Here is a 14,932-nt window from a genome sequence, read left to right on the forward strand (position 1 = left end):
ATTTTTGTCTACCATTGACCCTGCTACAACCCATTCACCGTATGCGTTATGCCCCCCGCCGAATTATCCGTCTTAGCTATCTGATTGTGGTAGCTATGGTGGCCCTCGCTGCCTTTCGATTCTCGGCCGATGATCCGCTGACCCGCGTGCTCGACAATTTTCGGCGCTATGTGGAGCAGTATCCCTACGAAAAAGCATACATCCACACCGACCGGACAACGTACCTGCCCGGTGAAACCATCTGGATGAAAAGTTACCTCTTCTACGGCGAAAACCGGGGTGCCGACTCCACCAGCGGCTCGGTCTGGGTTGACCTTGTGAGTGCCACCGGCCGTAAAATCGTGCTCGATACGCGGGTACGTTCCAAAGGCGGATTTGGCGAAGGCTACATGGTTTTGCCCGACACCTTATCGACGGGCCGCTATACGCTGAGGGCTTACACGAGCTGGATGCGTAACTTCTCGGAAGAATGGTATTTCAATCTGCCGATCGACGTAGTGAAACCCGATAAGCCACCCGCGCCGCAACTGGGTAGTGCCTCTATGGTGCCCGATGTGCAGTTTTTGCCTGAAAGTGGGCAGTGGGTGGTGGGGCTGCCCGGTCGGATGGCCTACAAAGCCATCAACACGTCGGGCATTGGTATCGACGTGGCGGGGTTTGTGCTGAACACGAAAAAAGATACCGTGGCCGGATTCACCAGTCAGCATCTGGGCATGGGTATGTTTCAGATAACACCTGAGGCGGGGCAGACCTATACGGCCTACGTGCGCATGAAAGACGACGACACTTACAAAGCCTTTCCGTTGCCTGCCCCTAAGTTTACCGGCTACATTTTGCAGGTAGATAACCTGACTAACAAAGACAATATTCGCGTTTTTGTGACCCACAATATGCCCGTCGCAACGGCGCAGACAACTGCGCCCGGATCGGCCACCGAAGCCGCCGCTCAGCCCATGCTGTCGATGGTAGCGCAGGTAAACGGCGCGGTGGTTTATGCCGTGAAAGCCCCTGCCAGCCGCTCCCGCTTTATGGTGGCCATTCCACGTAACCAGTGTCCGCAAGGCATCGTACACATCACGCTATTCGACGAACGCGGAAAACCGGTTAGTGAGCGTTTGGCGTATTCGGACCGGAATGAGACCATTAACCTGTCGGTAAAATCTAATAAAGTCAGTGTAGGCAATCGGCAGCGCGTTGACCTCACTGTGACGGCCACCAACGCGGAAGGCGCTCCCGTAGCCGCCAACCTGTCGTTGGCCGTAACCGACACGCGTCAGCAGCCTGCGGTGCGCCCTAACGCCCGGTCGCTGGTGTCGTACCTGTTGCTGACCTCCGATCTGGCGGGGCACATCGAGCAGCCCGGTTATTATTTCGATACGAAGAATACAGACCGGCTCAACAAGCTCGATCTGTTGATGATGACGCAGGGCTGGCGGCGGTTCACCTGGGATAAAGTCATGGCGAGTACCTTTCCGCCCACCCGCTTTTTCGTCGATACCAGTCTCACGCTCAGCGGTACGGTCTATCAGGGAACATCGCGCATACCGGTGCCTGGCGCGTCGCTAACGGTGATGAAAAGCCGCAAAGACAGCAGCCGCGAAATGGGGGCCGTTACCGCCGATGAGCAAGGCCGATTCTACCTGCCTGACCTCGATCTGGTTGATACTAATACCATCTTTATCAGCGCCATGCGCGGGTCGAGCCGGAACGTGAACGTGGTGCTCGATAAGCTGTATTCGCCGCAGGTACGGTTGATTCGCCCGCCTTTTGCTCCCAACGAGCTCGACTATGAGCAACTGGCCGAATTGCTGAAACGGCAGCAGGCGTACCTGGCCATTGAACGGCAGCTCATGTTGAATAGCGCCATTCAACTGCAAACCGTTACTGTAAAAGGCAAGCGGGTCGACCCCTACGAAAGTCAGCGATCGATGTACGGTACCCCCGACAACACGCTCGTTGTCGATGACCTGATAGCATCTGGTGCCACGTCCATTTTCGACCTTATCCGGCGTATTGCGGGTGTGCAGGTGTCGGGTGGTGGCGCTACGCCAACGGTGACCATTCGGGGTGGGACGCCCATGTTCATGCTCGACGGCATGCGGATGGATATACAGGCTATTTCCGGTATTCCGCCCCAAACGGTGGCTAACATCGATGTGGTAAAAGGAGCGGGCGCGTCGATTATGGGCGCGAGCAGTGTCATCAACGTAATAACCAAGCGGGGTGGGGCTTCTAAACAGGATTTCTCACAGGTAGCCGCCCCCGGCGTTTTGATCGAAAAAGTAGTTGGTTACCCGGCCAAACGCCAGTTCTACGCCCCTCGCTTCGATGCCGCCACGCCCGACGAACGCGTTCGCCCCGATTTCCGGGCTACGTTGCACTGGGCTCCGATCCTCCGCACCGACGCCACCGGAAAAGCCACCACGTCTTTCTTCACCTCCGATGCCAAAACCACCCTCCGCTTCGTCGTCGAAGGAACTACCAAGTCCGGCTATCCGGGGTACGGTGAAGGAACGATGAAGGTGGAATAGGTCGGGTCCAATGGTCAAGGTCTAACGTCCAAACAGTCTATTGCCGCGGTTGCTCTGCTGATGACATTCGCCGACTTATTTCCGAATCTGCACCGTTGGGTTGAACTTGGCGGGAGAGTAGAGATTGGCTATGATGTGATGGGATACTCAGCCTCATTAGTCATGTGCCACGACGAAGGCGGCACTATCTATATGTCGCCTCCTGATATTCGTGACGTTCAAAAAGCCCTTGAACTAGCTGAAGCTGCCATCGGCGAATGTCTGAAGGAAAATGGGGACAGCTATATCTAAACTAGCCAGTAACTGTTGAAAGATGCGGCCCAATGTAACCTACGTACACTTTCCGCTCCCGGTCATCTGTGTAAAAGTGGAAACGTAGGTCTCCGGTTTTAACGTGCTTTTCAAACACCTCTCGTCGTCCATCTGGTAATTTGAAGCGTCGTTCAGCGCCAAAACGGCTCATGGTTGAATCGCTCTCTCCAGACGCACGAAGATTAGTTTCAGCATTCAGTTGGTCTACATTGAATGAGCCCGTTTGCCACCCCGAAGCAAACGTATCTAACGCTCTTAATCGATCAATAATCTGTGCCAGATGGCTCGATATTCCTACTTTCTTCAACTGTTTTTGCACATCACCGCATAGGACCAAATGTGGAAAAAACTCAGCCCGCTTCTCCCAAACTTCCCCACTTCGCTGCAATCCCTCTTCCTGTTGCTGTTGAATCCAGCCGATATGTTGCTCAAGATGATTTGTAGTAGCAAAATGCCTGACGTTCACTTGCGCGGTCTGCTCCTGACCGGTCTCATCTAAATACCAATACCAAGCCTGAACTTGTTGTGTGTTCCATTGGCTGTGCGTGAGTAGGCTTAATAGCAGATTGTTACGTAAGTAAGCCGCGCCAAACCCTTTTGCTTCTGGAGTACCTGCCGGTTTAACTAAACAAAACACCGACTGCTCGAACAGGGTTAATGCCTCAACTTCTTCGTGAGTCAACAAAGGTGGATTTGCTACAATGAGCCGAAAACGATCTTTCAGGTCACGGTTAACCCGTTCGTCGTTCAGCCACGCGCCTACTGCATAGTCTGGGGCAAGGGGTAACGAGAATAAGTTATGGCCTATCTCTTCAGGAATACGTACCTGGCGTAGACCAAACTGCTGAACCGCGCCTACCGACCGAACAAAGTGCGTCATCACTTCGTAGGCTTCTGCAACTGTACTGACTGGGTTTGCCGATAGTTCATTGAAAATACATTCCATCGCTAGTGCAGCAGGCGGTCTAACTGATTAGAGTATTCATCGAAGAAACCACGGGGTTGCTGGCTAAGCCGTCCGTTAATGTCGATGGTTGGCTGTACAATTTCGGTAACATGCTCTTCGGCGTTGGGGTCGCGCTCGAAATAATAGACTGATACCTGTTCGGGTTTAATCTGCTTTTCTTTCACCGCAACCCGAATGCCATTGAGCAGGTGATCGCTGTGCGTTTCAACGATGATCTGAACGCCATCGGCGGCGGCACAGGCGAGCAACGTACCTAGTTGCGCCTGCCCCTGTGGGTGAAGGTGCGATTCGGGGTTTTCGATGAGCAGCAAATCGCCGGGACGAGCGGCTAGTACGGCCACAATGATGGGCAACACGTAGGTGAAGCCAAACCCAACGTTGACAGGCGTGAAATCGGGCGTTACGTTCTCGCCTGTTATGAAACGGTAGGTCAGCGTTGCTAGGTTTAGGTCAGAGCGGTTAATGGCAGTTAAGCGCGTACCTGCCGAAATACGACCGAACCAAGCATCTACCTGAGTGATTAAAGTGTTTGTTTCTACGATTTGTGCTGATGGAAGTTTGACTTTCTCGAATTGGTAATGAGCCAGGAAATGTACGGCGTACTCGCCGTACTTACCTACCGACCGAAGCTGTTGTACCTGATAATTCGAGGCAGGAAAAATGACGCTTGGTGATTTTCGTTCGGCGTTTAAGTATTGGAAATTGCCTTCTCGAAATAAAGGTTTGGATAGTGCGCCTGGTAGGTGATTTTTCAAACGCACTGGTAAAAAGTCAGCGTCTTGAATATAGTCATATCTACGTTCAATTAAGGAGCCGTCATCGAACAAGAGATTGAAATAAAGGGTTGTTTCGGAAGCCTGTGCATGTAAGGCATCACGGCCTAAACCGATATTAATTAAATCTCCATTCAGTGACAGGCCATCCATGATTTTTGACTGCCGCAACAGTAACAAGGCCTGGATAACGCTCGACTTTCCTACGCCATTTACGCCAGTTAGCAGGTTCAGTTCGGTGAGATTTAATTCAGCGTATTCAAACGCCTTAAAGTTTTCGATGGTCAGGCGGGTGATCATTGGCTGTATTTTTTTAGCAGGCTTTCAATGGCTCCAAACCGCGCCTGTACAGCATTGTAATCAGAGGTAGCACGGGTCACAGCATTGTCAAATGTCTCAGATGCGAACAGGTTTTCGTAGTCAGTTTGAAAAAAGTCAAGTTGTTGGCTGACTTTGGCTATCTGTGCGTCGGTAAGTTGAGCAATCTGCGATGTCCAGACCTCGAATAATGCCCCGTTAAGCAACAATCGGGTATGTTTGTGGCCAAAAGATCTGCTAAACTGGTGCTTTCCAAACCAAGAGCGGCTAGTCTTTAGTGCCTTTGTCAGCCCATCTGATAACTTTTCACGGTCCTCATCAGTCATCTTACCGAGTTTTTCCATGTTCTTGTCTAAAAACGAGCTCATCGGTTTTTCGAACAGAGAGTAGGGCGTTAGCCGAAAAGCAACGTACCTGAGCACTAACTCCCGGTCAGCCATCCGTTTATCAGAGGCACTAATAAACTCGTTGAAGATGTCACTTTCCGACACAGACTTCACAAACTCTGCGGCTGGCCCTTGGTTTAACGCATGGCGAATTTCCATAGGGTTCAGCATCAGGCCACCCGTGTTAATGCGCCGGAACACATTGTATTTTACAGGGCGGGGCGTACCTGGTTTGATGATGTAGGCTGTCACTTGCGTTTCCATGATTCGGCGTTGCATAGGCCGGGGTAACTCATCAAAAGTCATACCGTCGTACTGCTTCAAAATTTCTAGACCGCGAAGTCGTAGACGTTTCTCGCTTTTGTCAACCACAAAATTCTTCAGTGTCCAAAGCCGTTGCAGTCCGTCAACGACCAGCCAATTATCTTCACTTTCAGCGTCGAAGTAGAAAGCTGGTAACGGAAAACGTAGCATAAGCGACTCGATCAGGCGGCTTTGCACATCCGTTGACCATAAATTTCCTTTGCGTTGAAAATCAGGATCTAGGTCAATTTCTTTGTGTTTCAACCTCTGAATAAGGTTGTCCATCGTTTTGGGTTCAACCGTAATGTTTATGTCCTTAGGGTCGAACGGCTCTTTTATATCGTCCTCTACGGTCGATTCGTCCGTAGGTTCAACGTGTTCGGGATCTTCTGTATAGAGCGGTTGCATCGTCGGAGTAACAGATTATGTGAAATAGCTATCTCTGTTCCTGAAATTTGTAGAACTAAATAGAGCAGGCGAAACAATAAGAAAAGACTCGCTCGATCTTGCTTAGGAGCGTATTCTCGTCCTGATTGGTGAAAAACTTAGTGTTGGCAGCAGCAATAGTCATGGAAGCGCGTAATCAATGGCTAAACCATAAAGGTAGTTTACTGAGTAATGTTGAGAGCATGCTTATATTTATTAGTACCATGCTAATAAATATAAGCATGCTCTCAAACCCTACCTTTGCCAGTCAATTAACGTACCTGCGCTTTGCTGCTCGCTCTACCTATCTGCCTTCTGCTTGCTACCGGTTTTGTGGTGGTGGGCGTGTATTCCGAACGGAAAGTGTCGGCCTTTATCCAGGACCGGCTTGGGCCGATGGAAGTGGGCAAATGGGGCTTGCTCCAACTTTTTGCCGATTTGCTGAAACTACTTCAGAAAGAGGATATTGTGCCCCGTGCGGCCGACCGGCGGCTGTTTCTGTTGGCTCCTGCTATCATCTTCGCGTCGGTGTTTGCGGCCTATGCCGTGTTGCCCCTCACACCCGATTTGCAGGGCTCCGGCGCGGCGGTGGGCGTATTTTACCTCATGGCGGTGTTGTCGTTTGAGGTGGTCGGTATTCTAATGGCGGGCTGGGCATCGAACAACAAATACGCGCTGTTTGGCGCGATTCGGTCAGTGGCGCAGATCGTTTCGTACGAAATTCCGCTAGGACTCACCATCCTCTGCGCCGTTATGATCGGGCAGACGCTGAACTTGCAGGAGCTTAGCTTTCAGCAGGGTATCTACACCGTCCAGACCAATTACTTATTTGGAATTCGGGCGCTGGGTATCGACGTGACCGACTGGGGAGGCATTTTTTCGTGGAATATCCTGCGCAACCCGTTCCTGCTGGTCGCCTACGTTATTTTCTTTATCTGCACCCTAGCCGAGTCGAACCGCGCGCCGTTCGACTTGCCCGAAGGGGAGTCGGAAATCGTGTCGGGTTTCCAAACCGAATACTCGGGCATGCGCTGGGCGTTGCTGTTCCTGTCCGAATACGCCATGATGCTGCTGGTGTCGTTTCTTGGGGCTATTCTCTTTCTCGGCAGTTGGAACACACCCCTGCCAAACGTCGGTCCCGTTCGCCTTGCCGATTGGACAAGCGGCGAACCCGGCACCGCCTGGGGCAACATCACCGGCGCGTTCTGGCTCATCAGTAAAGCCCTGCTAGCCGTGCTGCTTCAGATGTGGGTACGTTGGACCTTGCCCCGTATCCGTATCGACCAGATGATGTACCTCTGTTGGAAAGTGCTGACCCCCATCAGCCTAGCCTTGTTCCTGATCTCAGCCATCTGGCGGCTATTGATGGTTTAAATGGTGTTTAAGTGTTCAATGTCTAAGGTCTAACGTTCAATTGTAGCCATAAGACTGGCGGTCGCTTTGTCACACCTGAATATCCAATGTCTAAAGTCTAACAGCAAAGCACTTCAAACATTGGACATTAAACGTTGAACTCAAAAAGCCCCCGTCCACATCTGGACGATGCTTGTCCGATACCGGACAGGAATGGGGAGTAAAAACGTCTGAATGGGTTGACTATCAGTGTTTCATGTACTTTGGCACGTCAATTGGCTTAGGATAGCCAATTGATAGTTTGACGGTTGCCGGACCGTCGCCAAGTACTTAACCGAATTGACTCATGGATCGCGCCTTACCTAAACGCTTCTGGACCCAACAACGCCTCATTCTGTCGGCTGGGGGGATTCTGATCGTTGGCCTTATCGCCTACGTTTCCTTCTTCGCCGACAAACGCTCGAAACTGAATGTCGAACGGGAAAAGATCACCGTTTCGCCCGTATCGGTTGGGCCATTCGAAGAATTTATCGTGGTCACGGGCGTTGTTCAGCCTCTGAAAACGATCCGTCTCGACGCCATTGAAGGCGGGTACGTGACTCAAAAACTAGTTGAGGGTGGTGGACAGGTAGAAAAGGGGCAGGTACTGCTGAAACTGGAAAACCAGAGCCTGAAACTGAGCTTTCTGCAATCAGAGACAGAAGCGAACCGGCTGGTAAACGACCTGCAAAACACCCGCCAACGGCTGCGCGTAGAACGGTTCGCCCTCCGTAAAAACCTGGCCGACCTCGATGCGCAACTCGATCAGGCGAAAGACACCTACGACCGGCAGGCCAAACTGTTTAAAGACAAGGTTGTGTCGGAAGAAGACTATCTGAAAGCGAAACGCGCCTATGACCGGCTGGCGAAACAGCGCGAGATTGAAGCCGAATCGCAGAAATACCAGGAAGAGAACTCAAAACTACAGATTAAGCAATTGGAAGGTACGCTGGCACGTACCCAGCGTAACGTGGCGCTCTGGCAGGAAACGTTGAGCAATCTGGTGGTGAAAGCCCCGGTGTCAGGCCAACTGTCGAGCATCGATGTGGAGGTAGGTAGCAACATTAACCGGGGGCAGAACATTGGTCAGATCGATGACCTGAACGGGTTCAAGATGCGGGTTGGTGTAGATGAACATTACATCAGCCGGGTATTTGCGGGCCTCAATGGCTCATTCGAGTTCAACGGTCAGGAGTTTCCGCTGAGCATCAGCCGGGTGTATCCAGAAGTGCGGAATGGCCGGTTCGAGGTCGATATGATTTTTCCGAAGGGCGCGCCGACAGGCATTAAACGCGGTCAGTCGTCGCCAATCCGGTTGGAACTGGGCAAAGCGGCGAAGGCTACGCTACTGCCAGTGGGCGGGTTCTTCTCCGATACAGGCGGTAACTGGGTGTATGTGCTGGATAACTCGGGCAAGCGCGCTACGAAACGCAACATCACGCTGGGCCGTAAAAACCCTGAGTTCTACGAAGTGCTCGAAGGCCTGCAACCCGGCGAGCAGGTAATTACGTCGAGTTACGAGAATTTCGGCGACAATGAAGTTTTAGAATTTTGATTAGAGGGAGGAAAGGGAGGAGGGGGAGTAGAGGGACGAAAGGCAGGAGAGGGAAGAGGGGGGATAAAATCAAGGCTTGTGATCAGATACTCATGCGTAAGTTCCCTTTCGTCCCCTTCCTCCCTCTACTGCCCCTGTTCCCTCCCTCAAGTAAACTTTTCTTCACGAGTTTTGATGAGATTTTGAAGCATAGACGATATGATGCGACTTTTGGAAAGAAGTTCATCTCCCATTTCTTGCTCTAAAATACCGACTCCAACAGCAATGTGAATCTGAGTTCTTAACTCACCGTTCGACCCTTTTGCAATGCGTAGATACCGGATAAATTCTTTATTCGTATGTCGTTCAAAGCCTTCCGCCACGTTTGACGGCACAGAAACCGCCGAACGACGCATCTGGTCACGAAGGCCAAAATCAGTCGAGTTTGCTAATAATTTATATAAATCAATTGCCTGACATAAGCCTTTTTGCCACACAAGCAAGTCTTCAAACTTTTCAACTTTTGCCATAGATTTCAGGAGTTCAGGTGGGTAGGGCTAAAACTACCAAAAATCCCTTTCGTCCCCCTCGTCCCTTTACTCCTTTTCTCCCCTTATTTATGATCCAAACCATCAATCTACAAAAACTCTTCGCTACGGAAGAGGTCGAAACCACCGCCCTGAACGGGATCAATATGGAGGTGAAAGACGGTGAGTTCGTAGCCATCATGGGACCGTCGGGTTGCGGTAAATCCACGCTGCTCAACATCCTCGGCCTGCTGGATAATCCTAGCGACGGCGAGTATAATTTCTACGGAACCGAAGTGGCCCGGATGACCGAACGGCAGCGTGCCCAGCTACGCAAAGGCAGTATCGGCTTCGTGTTCCAGAGCTTCAACCTGATCGACGAGCTGACGGTATACGAAAACGTGGAACTGCCTCTGCTGTACTTGAAAACACCGCCTGACGAGCGTAAAACCCGCGTAGAGGAAGCCCTGAACCGCATGAACATCATGCACCGGCGCAACCACTTCCCACAGCAACTATCGGGTGGTCAGCAGCAACGTACCGCCATTGCCCGCGCGGTAGTGGCCAAACCCAAGCTGATTCTGGCCGATGAACCGACGGGTAACCTCGACTCGAAAAACGGCGAAGAAGTGATGAAACTGCTGGGTGAACTGAACGACGAAGGCACCACGATTATCATGGTAACTCACTCACCCTACGACGCCGGTTTTGCCCACCGCACCGTAAACCTGTTCGACGGAAAAGTAGTGACCGAGAACATCCGCGTCTGAAGTTAGAAAACGGAGGAAAGGGAGGAGGGGGAAGAAGGGGAGAAAGGGGTCTTCGCCTGATCGCTCCGGTTCTCCCTTTTCTCCCCTTCTTCCCCCTCCTCCCTTTCTTCCCCCTTCCCATATGTTCTCCAACACACTCACGCTGGCCTGGCGAAATCTGAAAGCAGGGGGCTGGTATTCAGTACTTAACGTAGGCGGGCTGGCCGTGGTGCTGGCCGTGAGTGTCCTCCTGCTCTGGTGGGTGAACGACGAACTACGCTACGATAAATTTCACCCCGAGGCCAACCGGATTTACCGGGTCAACTCGCGGCATGGCACCGGGGCTGATGAGCAGTTCTGGCGGTCGGCACCGGCTCCCATCGGTGTGGCGGCCCGCACCGACGTACCTGGCATTGAAGCCGCCACCCGTGTAGCGGGCCTCTACGATTTCAAGATGTTTCTGGTCGACGGAAAGACCTTTTCCGAGAAGTCGGAAGATCTGGTTTATGCCGACGAGAATTTCCTGGATGTGCTGGGCGGTTTTCAGGTACGTTATGGTCAGGCGAAGCAGCCGTTTCCAACGCCTAACTCGGTGGTGCTGACGGAAGAAATTGCCGAGAAATATTTTGGAACCACAAACGCCGTAGGTAAAACCCTTACCGTGATCGACTCGAACCGGGTGTTTACGGTGGGTGCGGTGCTGGCTAATCTGCCCGATCATAGCACATTCCAGAAGAAACTGATCTTTCCGATGTCGTTGCGGAAACGGCTGTTTGGCGGCAACGGCCAATGGAAACGCATGGACGATGACTGGGGCAATTTCTCGTTCTCGACCTACGTAAAACTGGCTCCCGGCGTCGATCCCGCCACGATTGCCAAAACGCTGACCACTATTCAGTCGGTAGCCCGCAAACGGGATGGCGTTGGCGAACTGGGCGATTACCGGTTGCAGCCGCTGCCAACCATTCACCTCTACGAACCCGACGGCACCAATCCGGGTATGCAGCAGGTGAAAATGATGGGCCTGATTGCGCTCTTTTTGCTGAGCATCGGCTGTATCAACTACGTGAACCTGACTACAGCGCGGGCCACTCGCCGGGCGCGGGAGGTGGGCGTTCGTAAAGTAGTCGGTGCCGAAACGGGCCAACTGATGGGGCAGTTACTCACCGAATCATTACTCACACTGGGGTTGTCGCTATTGCTTGCCATTGTGCTAATTCAAGTACTGATTCCGTTCTATCGCGACATAACGGGTAAGGTCAACGGGCTGTCGCTGCTGGATCCGCAGGTGTGGGTTCTCATGCTGGGTACGTTGCTGGTGACGCTGTTGCTGGCGGGCGTGTATCCCGCGCTGGTCATTGCCCGGTTCGACCCGCTGAAATCATTGCGCGGCCGGGGGGCTGCGGGTGGTCAGGCGAGGTTACGGCAGGTGCTGGTGGTCACGCAGTTTGCCCTGGCAACGGGCCTTATCATCAGTACGCTGGTGATTGGTAGCCAGCTCCGGTTCATGCGCGAGCGCGATCTGGGTTTCAATAAAGACCACATCTTTACCTTCTATGCTGATGCCAAAAGCGCGCAGTTCAAGCGCGAACTGGCGGGCGAAAGCAGCATCAAAAGCATTGCCACGGCCACCGTTGAACTGACCACCGGGATGGGCTCGACCAGCGATACCGAATGGGATGGTAAAACGCCGGGCCGCACCTTCATGGTGAACCAGATGAGTGTGAGCGCCAATTTTATTTCCGACATGGGTATGAAACTGGTTGAAGGCCAAAACTTTACCGGCACCCCCGCAGATTCGACCAATCTGGTTCTCAACGAAACCGCTATTCGGGAGGCGGGAATCACCAATCCAATTGGCAAACGGTTCAACTTCCACGGCACCGACTGCCGGATTATTGGTGTGGTGAAAGACTTCGTGTTCGAGTCGGCGCGCAATAAGGTAGCGCCCACCGTGCTGATGAGTATGCCCAACTGGAACGGCACCGTGTATGTACGCACCAGTGGCCAGAACACAACGCAGGCCATCGCCGCCGCAGAACGTCTCTGGAAAAAACTGTACCCGCAATACCCCTTTGAATATGCGTTTCTCGACGAAAATTATAACCGATTATACCGTGACGAGCAGCGCACGGGCAACCTGTTCATCTTCTTCGCTGGTGTGGCTATCGTCATCTGCTGCCTCGGCCTGTTCGGTTTGGCCGCTTATACTGCCGAACAGCGCACCAAGGAAATAGGTGTGCGCAAAGTGCTGGGAGCCAGTGTGCCCAGCCTGATTGGGTTGCTGAGTAAAGACTTCCTGGCGCTGGTGGCCGTAGGTATTTTGCTGGCCGCTCCCATTGCCTGGTGGGCGATGAGCAGTTGGCTACAGGGCTTCATTTACCGCATCGATCTCCAATGGTGGATGGTCGCGTTGGCGGGTCTGCTGGCCGTTGGTATTGCCCTGCTGACGGTGAGCTTCCAAAGCATCAAAGCCGCCCTGATGAATCCCGTAGAAAGCCTCCGAAGCGAGTAACGGCTAACGCTTTACATGCCGAAAGCTGGCGTGAGCAGATGCTTGTGTCTTTTATATCGCAAGCCGGAACGCCGGACCGATCCGCTTGCAGCCCGACAGGGCAATACCGAAGAGCGAGCAATGTTTTCTCACTACCGTATTGCGCTTTCGCGCTGTGCAAGCGGATCGGTCCGGCGTTCCGGCTTGCGTCATGAAAGGCACGAGCACATGCTCGCGCCAGCCTGGGAGTAAACCGACTACCAAACCTATAAGGTATTCGAGACCCGCAACGGCGGACCGCCTATAGGTTTATTTTCAGTACAGTTGCGCGTTTGATTTTTTATTCTACATTTGTAGAGTCAAAACTACAGATATAGAATGAAGCTATCACCTGCCGAGGAAACGCTGATGCAACACTTGTGGAGCCGTGGTCAGGCCTACATGAAGGATCTTATCGACGCCTACGATGATCCTAAACCCGCTTCGACTACCGTGGCTACGTTGCTCAAACGCATGACCGACAAAGGATTCGTTGGCTACCGGGAGCGTGGCAACTCGCGCGAGTATTACCCACTGGTGAGCAGTCAGATTTATTTCGCCAAGCACGTCAACGGCCTGATCAAGAACTTCTTCAACAACTCGGCCGCGCAATTCGCCTCGTTTTTTACAACCGAAACTAACCTCTCAGCTGATGAATTAGCGGAACTCAGGAAGATCATCGACGATCAGATAGACCGGAAGAAGTCATGACAACGTACCCACTCGAATGGTTAGTCGAATCAAGTTTGAGCTTGCTGGTGCTGCTCGGCGTGTACAGGTTCTGTCTGGAAAATGAGCCGATGCACCGGCTCAAGCGCATCTATTTGCTGGGTACGTTGCTGCTTTCATTGGTAGGGCCGTTGGTCTCTGTTCCACTGTCCGCTACTTGGTTGTCGTTTTTTACGTCGGAACAACTCATTGATAAACAGTTATCTGGTATCAAAGAGGCATCTTACAGAAGCGACGCGGCCCGATTAGGGACAGTGCTAGACAAAATAGCTCCAGCGGTGAACGTACCTGAACCGAACGTACCTGTGCCATATTGGCTATTGGTGTACGGTGCGGTGACTGCCCTGATGCTGGCGCGCTTCGCCCGGAATCTGTTCGTGTTGTTTCGCAAAACATGGGTCAATCCGACCGAGTCCTACTACGGGGCCACGCTGGTGAAGTTACCCGTTAACGCGCTACCCTATACGTTTCTGCATTACCTCTTCGTCTCGGCTGACGCCTACGACCGGGGCGAGATCGAGGCTGAGTTGTTCGAGCATGAACTGGCTCACATACGGCAGCGGCATTCGCTGGATGTGCTGTTGGTGGAAATCGTGCTGTGTTTTAGTTGGTTCAACCCGCTGTTGTTCTGGCTGAAAGGAGCCATGCAGTGCAACCACGAATGCCTGGCCGACGAAGCAGTGAACCACACGTACCTGAACGTACCCGCCTACCAACAACTGCTGCTGAACAAGCTAACAACCGCCTCGCCTTCGCTCTCGCTGACGAGTGCCCTGACTTTTAACACAACCAAACAACGCCTGCTCATGATGACCAAACAAACCTCAACCGCACGCACCTGGCTTACTGCTTCCAGCACGGCCTTACTCTTTCTTGTTCTGACCGTTGCATTAACGGGAACCGCTCCCGCTCAGCAAAAGCCCGGCGCACCTGCTCTTGAGAAGGCGTCTGATCAGCTGCCATTAACTGAAAAACAGCTCCTTGAAGAAAACCTTACTGTTGCTGAAATGGAAAAGCGATTCGGCAATAAACCAGTTACGATGGGATGGAGTGATAAGCGTACGAAACGGAAGGAGATGCTGTTTAAAGACCTTACGCAAGAAGAGAAAGCTCAGGTGGTTTACATCGCCCCCGATTCGAGGAAGACGCCAACTGAAGCACAATGGGCCGCTTTTAAGAACCCAAAGCAGTATGGTGTATGGATTGACTCGAAACGCCGTCGGGATAATCCATTCTCGAAGTATAAGCGCACAGATATTGTCACGTACTGGCACAGTTTCGTACATAAAAATGCCCGGCAGCCGGAGGGGTATCTGTACCAACTGGAATTGTATACGGAAGCGGGTTATCAACAAACGCTACAAGAACGGAGGGAGCATCCTTTGCTAGTGTTGACGACTAAGGAGATGCGGGAAAGGCGGCAGGCCAGGATGGGTAAGTAAACTACAACTG

12 protein-coding genes are annotated in these 14,932 nt (G+C 52.4%); 8 read left to right on the forward strand and 4 right to left on the reverse strand.

Annotated elements, in window-relative coordinates:
* Positions 1 to 41: 41 nt before the first annotated feature.
* Both ACAW87_RS08430 and ACAW87_RS08435 read left to right on the forward strand, forming a co-directional pair.
* Positions 42 to 2,531, forward strand: coding sequence for a TonB-dependent receptor plug domain-containing protein (locus tag ACAW87_RS08430; protein ID WP_370722933.1), 2,490 nt, complete (start codon positions 42 to 44; stop codon positions 2,529 to 2,531).
* Positions 2,532 to 2,591: 60 nt separating this feature from the next.
* Entirely contained in the window at positions 2,592 to 2,822 is a 231-nt protein-coding gene (locus ACAW87_RS08435) for a hypothetical protein (protein WP_370722934.1), read from the forward strand.
* Position 2,823: 1 nt separating this feature from the next.
* Here the strand turns inward: ACAW87_RS08435 and ACAW87_RS08440 are convergent, their stop codons facing one another.
* Genes ACAW87_RS08440 through ACAW87_RS08450 form a run of 3 tightly spaced genes read right to left on the reverse strand, consistent with a single transcriptional unit; the run spans position 2,824 to position 5,998 of the window.
* Entirely contained in the window at positions 2,824 to 3,789 is a 966-nt protein-coding gene (locus ACAW87_RS08440) for a hypothetical protein (protein ID WP_370722935.1), read from the reverse strand.
* Positions 3,790 to 3,791: 2 nt separating this feature from the next.
* Positions 3,792 to 4,883, reverse strand: a complete 1,092-nt coding sequence (locus tag ACAW87_RS08445; protein ID WP_370722936.1) for an AAA family ATPase — start codon at positions 4,881 to 4,883, stop codon at positions 3,792 to 3,794.
* A complete protein-coding gene (locus ACAW87_RS08450; protein WP_370722937.1) occupies positions 4,880 to 5,998 on the reverse strand; it encodes a DUF262 domain-containing protein in 1,119 nt (372 codons plus the stop codon). The genes ACAW87_RS08445 and ACAW87_RS08450 overlap by 4 nt, the downstream gene beginning before the upstream one ends.
* A 309-nt stretch (positions 5,999 to 6,307) precedes the next feature.
* Between ACAW87_RS08450 and ACAW87_RS08455 the strand changes: the two genes are divergently transcribed.
* Positions 6,308 to 7,390: a complex I subunit 1/NuoH family protein gene (locus ACAW87_RS08455; protein WP_370723409.1), complete on the forward strand. Its 1,083-nt coding sequence runs from the start codon at positions 6,308 to 6,310 to the stop codon at positions 7,388 to 7,390.
* 325 nt (positions 7,391 to 7,715) lie between these two features.
* On the forward strand, positions 7,716 to 8,963 hold the full coding sequence (locus tag ACAW87_RS08460; protein WP_370722938.1) for an efflux RND transporter periplasmic adaptor subunit: 1,248 nt from the start codon (positions 7,716 to 7,718) through the stop codon (positions 8,961 to 8,963).
* A gap of 146 nt (positions 8,964 to 9,109) precedes the next feature.
* Here the strand turns inward: ACAW87_RS08460 and ACAW87_RS08465 are convergent, their stop codons facing one another.
* On the reverse strand, positions 9,110 to 9,472 hold the full coding sequence (locus ACAW87_RS08465; RefSeq protein WP_370722939.1) for a four helix bundle protein: 363 nt from the start codon (positions 9,470 to 9,472) through the stop codon (positions 9,110 to 9,112).
* A gap of 89 nt (positions 9,473 to 9,561) precedes the next feature.
* On the opposite strand from ACAW87_RS08465, the gene ACAW87_RS08470 reads away from it, so the two are divergent.
* From ACAW87_RS08470 to ACAW87_RS08485, 4 genes are all read left to right on the forward strand, one after another.
* Positions 9,562 to 10,239: an ABC transporter ATP-binding protein gene (locus ACAW87_RS08470; protein WP_370722940.1), complete on the forward strand. Its 678-nt coding sequence runs from the start codon at positions 9,562 to 9,564 to the stop codon at positions 10,237 to 10,239.
* 121 nt (positions 10,240 to 10,360) lie between these two features.
* The gene (locus ACAW87_RS08475) at positions 10,361 to 12,733 is read left to right on the forward strand and encodes an ABC transporter permease (protein WP_370722941.1); all 2,373 of its coding nucleotides are present in this window, start codon (positions 10,361 to 10,363) and stop codon (positions 12,731 to 12,733) included.
* Positions 12,734 to 13,090: 357 nt separating this feature from the next.
* On the forward strand, positions 13,091 to 13,462 hold the full coding sequence (locus tag ACAW87_RS08480) for a BlaI/MecI/CopY family transcriptional regulator (RefSeq protein WP_370722942.1): 372 nt from the start codon (positions 13,091 to 13,093) through the stop codon (positions 13,460 to 13,462).
* Complete coding sequence (locus ACAW87_RS08485; protein WP_370722943.1) at positions 13,459 to 14,922, forward strand: M56 family metallopeptidase; 1,464 nt, start codon at positions 13,459 to 13,461, stop codon at positions 14,920 to 14,922. The genes ACAW87_RS08480 and ACAW87_RS08485 overlap by 4 nt, the downstream gene beginning before the upstream one ends.
* Positions 14,923 to 14,932: the final 10 nt, after the last annotated feature.

The sequence above is a fragment of the Fibrella aquatica genome (genome assembly GCF_041321135.1).
Classification (GTDB): domain Bacteria; phylum Bacteroidota; class Bacteroidia; order Cytophagales; family Spirosomataceae; genus Fibrella; species Fibrella aquatica.

Bases quoted from the DNA above. Each gene is read 5' to 3' on its own strand.
- ACAW87_RS08430 (WP_370722933.1), top strand. From the start codon at position 42: ATGCGTTATGCCCCCCGCCGAATTATCCGTCTTAGCTATCTGATTGTG.
- ACAW87_RS08435 (WP_370722934.1), top strand. From the start codon at position 2,592: ATGACATTCGCCGACTTATTTCCGAATCTGCACCGTTGGGTTGAACTT.
- ACAW87_RS08440 (WP_370722935.1), bottom strand. From the start codon at position 3,789: ATGGAATGTATTTTCAATGAACTATCGGCAAACCCAGTCAGTACAGTT.
- ACAW87_RS08445 (WP_370722936.1), bottom strand. From the start codon at position 4,883: ATGATCACCCGCCTGACCATCGAAAACTTTAAGGCGTTTGAATACGCT.
- ACAW87_RS08450 (WP_370722937.1), bottom strand. From the start codon at position 5,998: ATGCAACCGCTCTATACAGAAGATCCCGAACACGTTGAACCTACGGAC.
- ACAW87_RS08460 (WP_370722938.1), top strand. From the start codon at position 7,716: ATGGATCGCGCCTTACCTAAACGCTTCTGGACCCAACAACGCCTCATT.
- ACAW87_RS08465 (WP_370722939.1), bottom strand. From the start codon at position 9,472: ATGGCAAAAGTTGAAAAGTTTGAAGACTTGCTTGTGTGGCAAAAAGGC.
- ACAW87_RS08470 (WP_370722940.1), top strand. From the start codon at position 9,562: ATGATCCAAACCATCAATCTACAAAAACTCTTCGCTACGGAAGAGGTC.
- ACAW87_RS08475 (WP_370722941.1), top strand. From the start codon at position 10,361: ATGTTCTCCAACACACTCACGCTGGCCTGGCGAAATCTGAAAGCAGGG.
- ACAW87_RS08480 (WP_370722942.1), top strand. From the start codon at position 13,091: ATGAAGCTATCACCTGCCGAGGAAACGCTGATGCAACACTTGTGGAGC.
- ACAW87_RS08485 (WP_370722943.1), top strand. From the start codon at position 13,459: ATGACAACGTACCCACTCGAATGGTTAGTCGAATCAAGTTTGAGCTTG.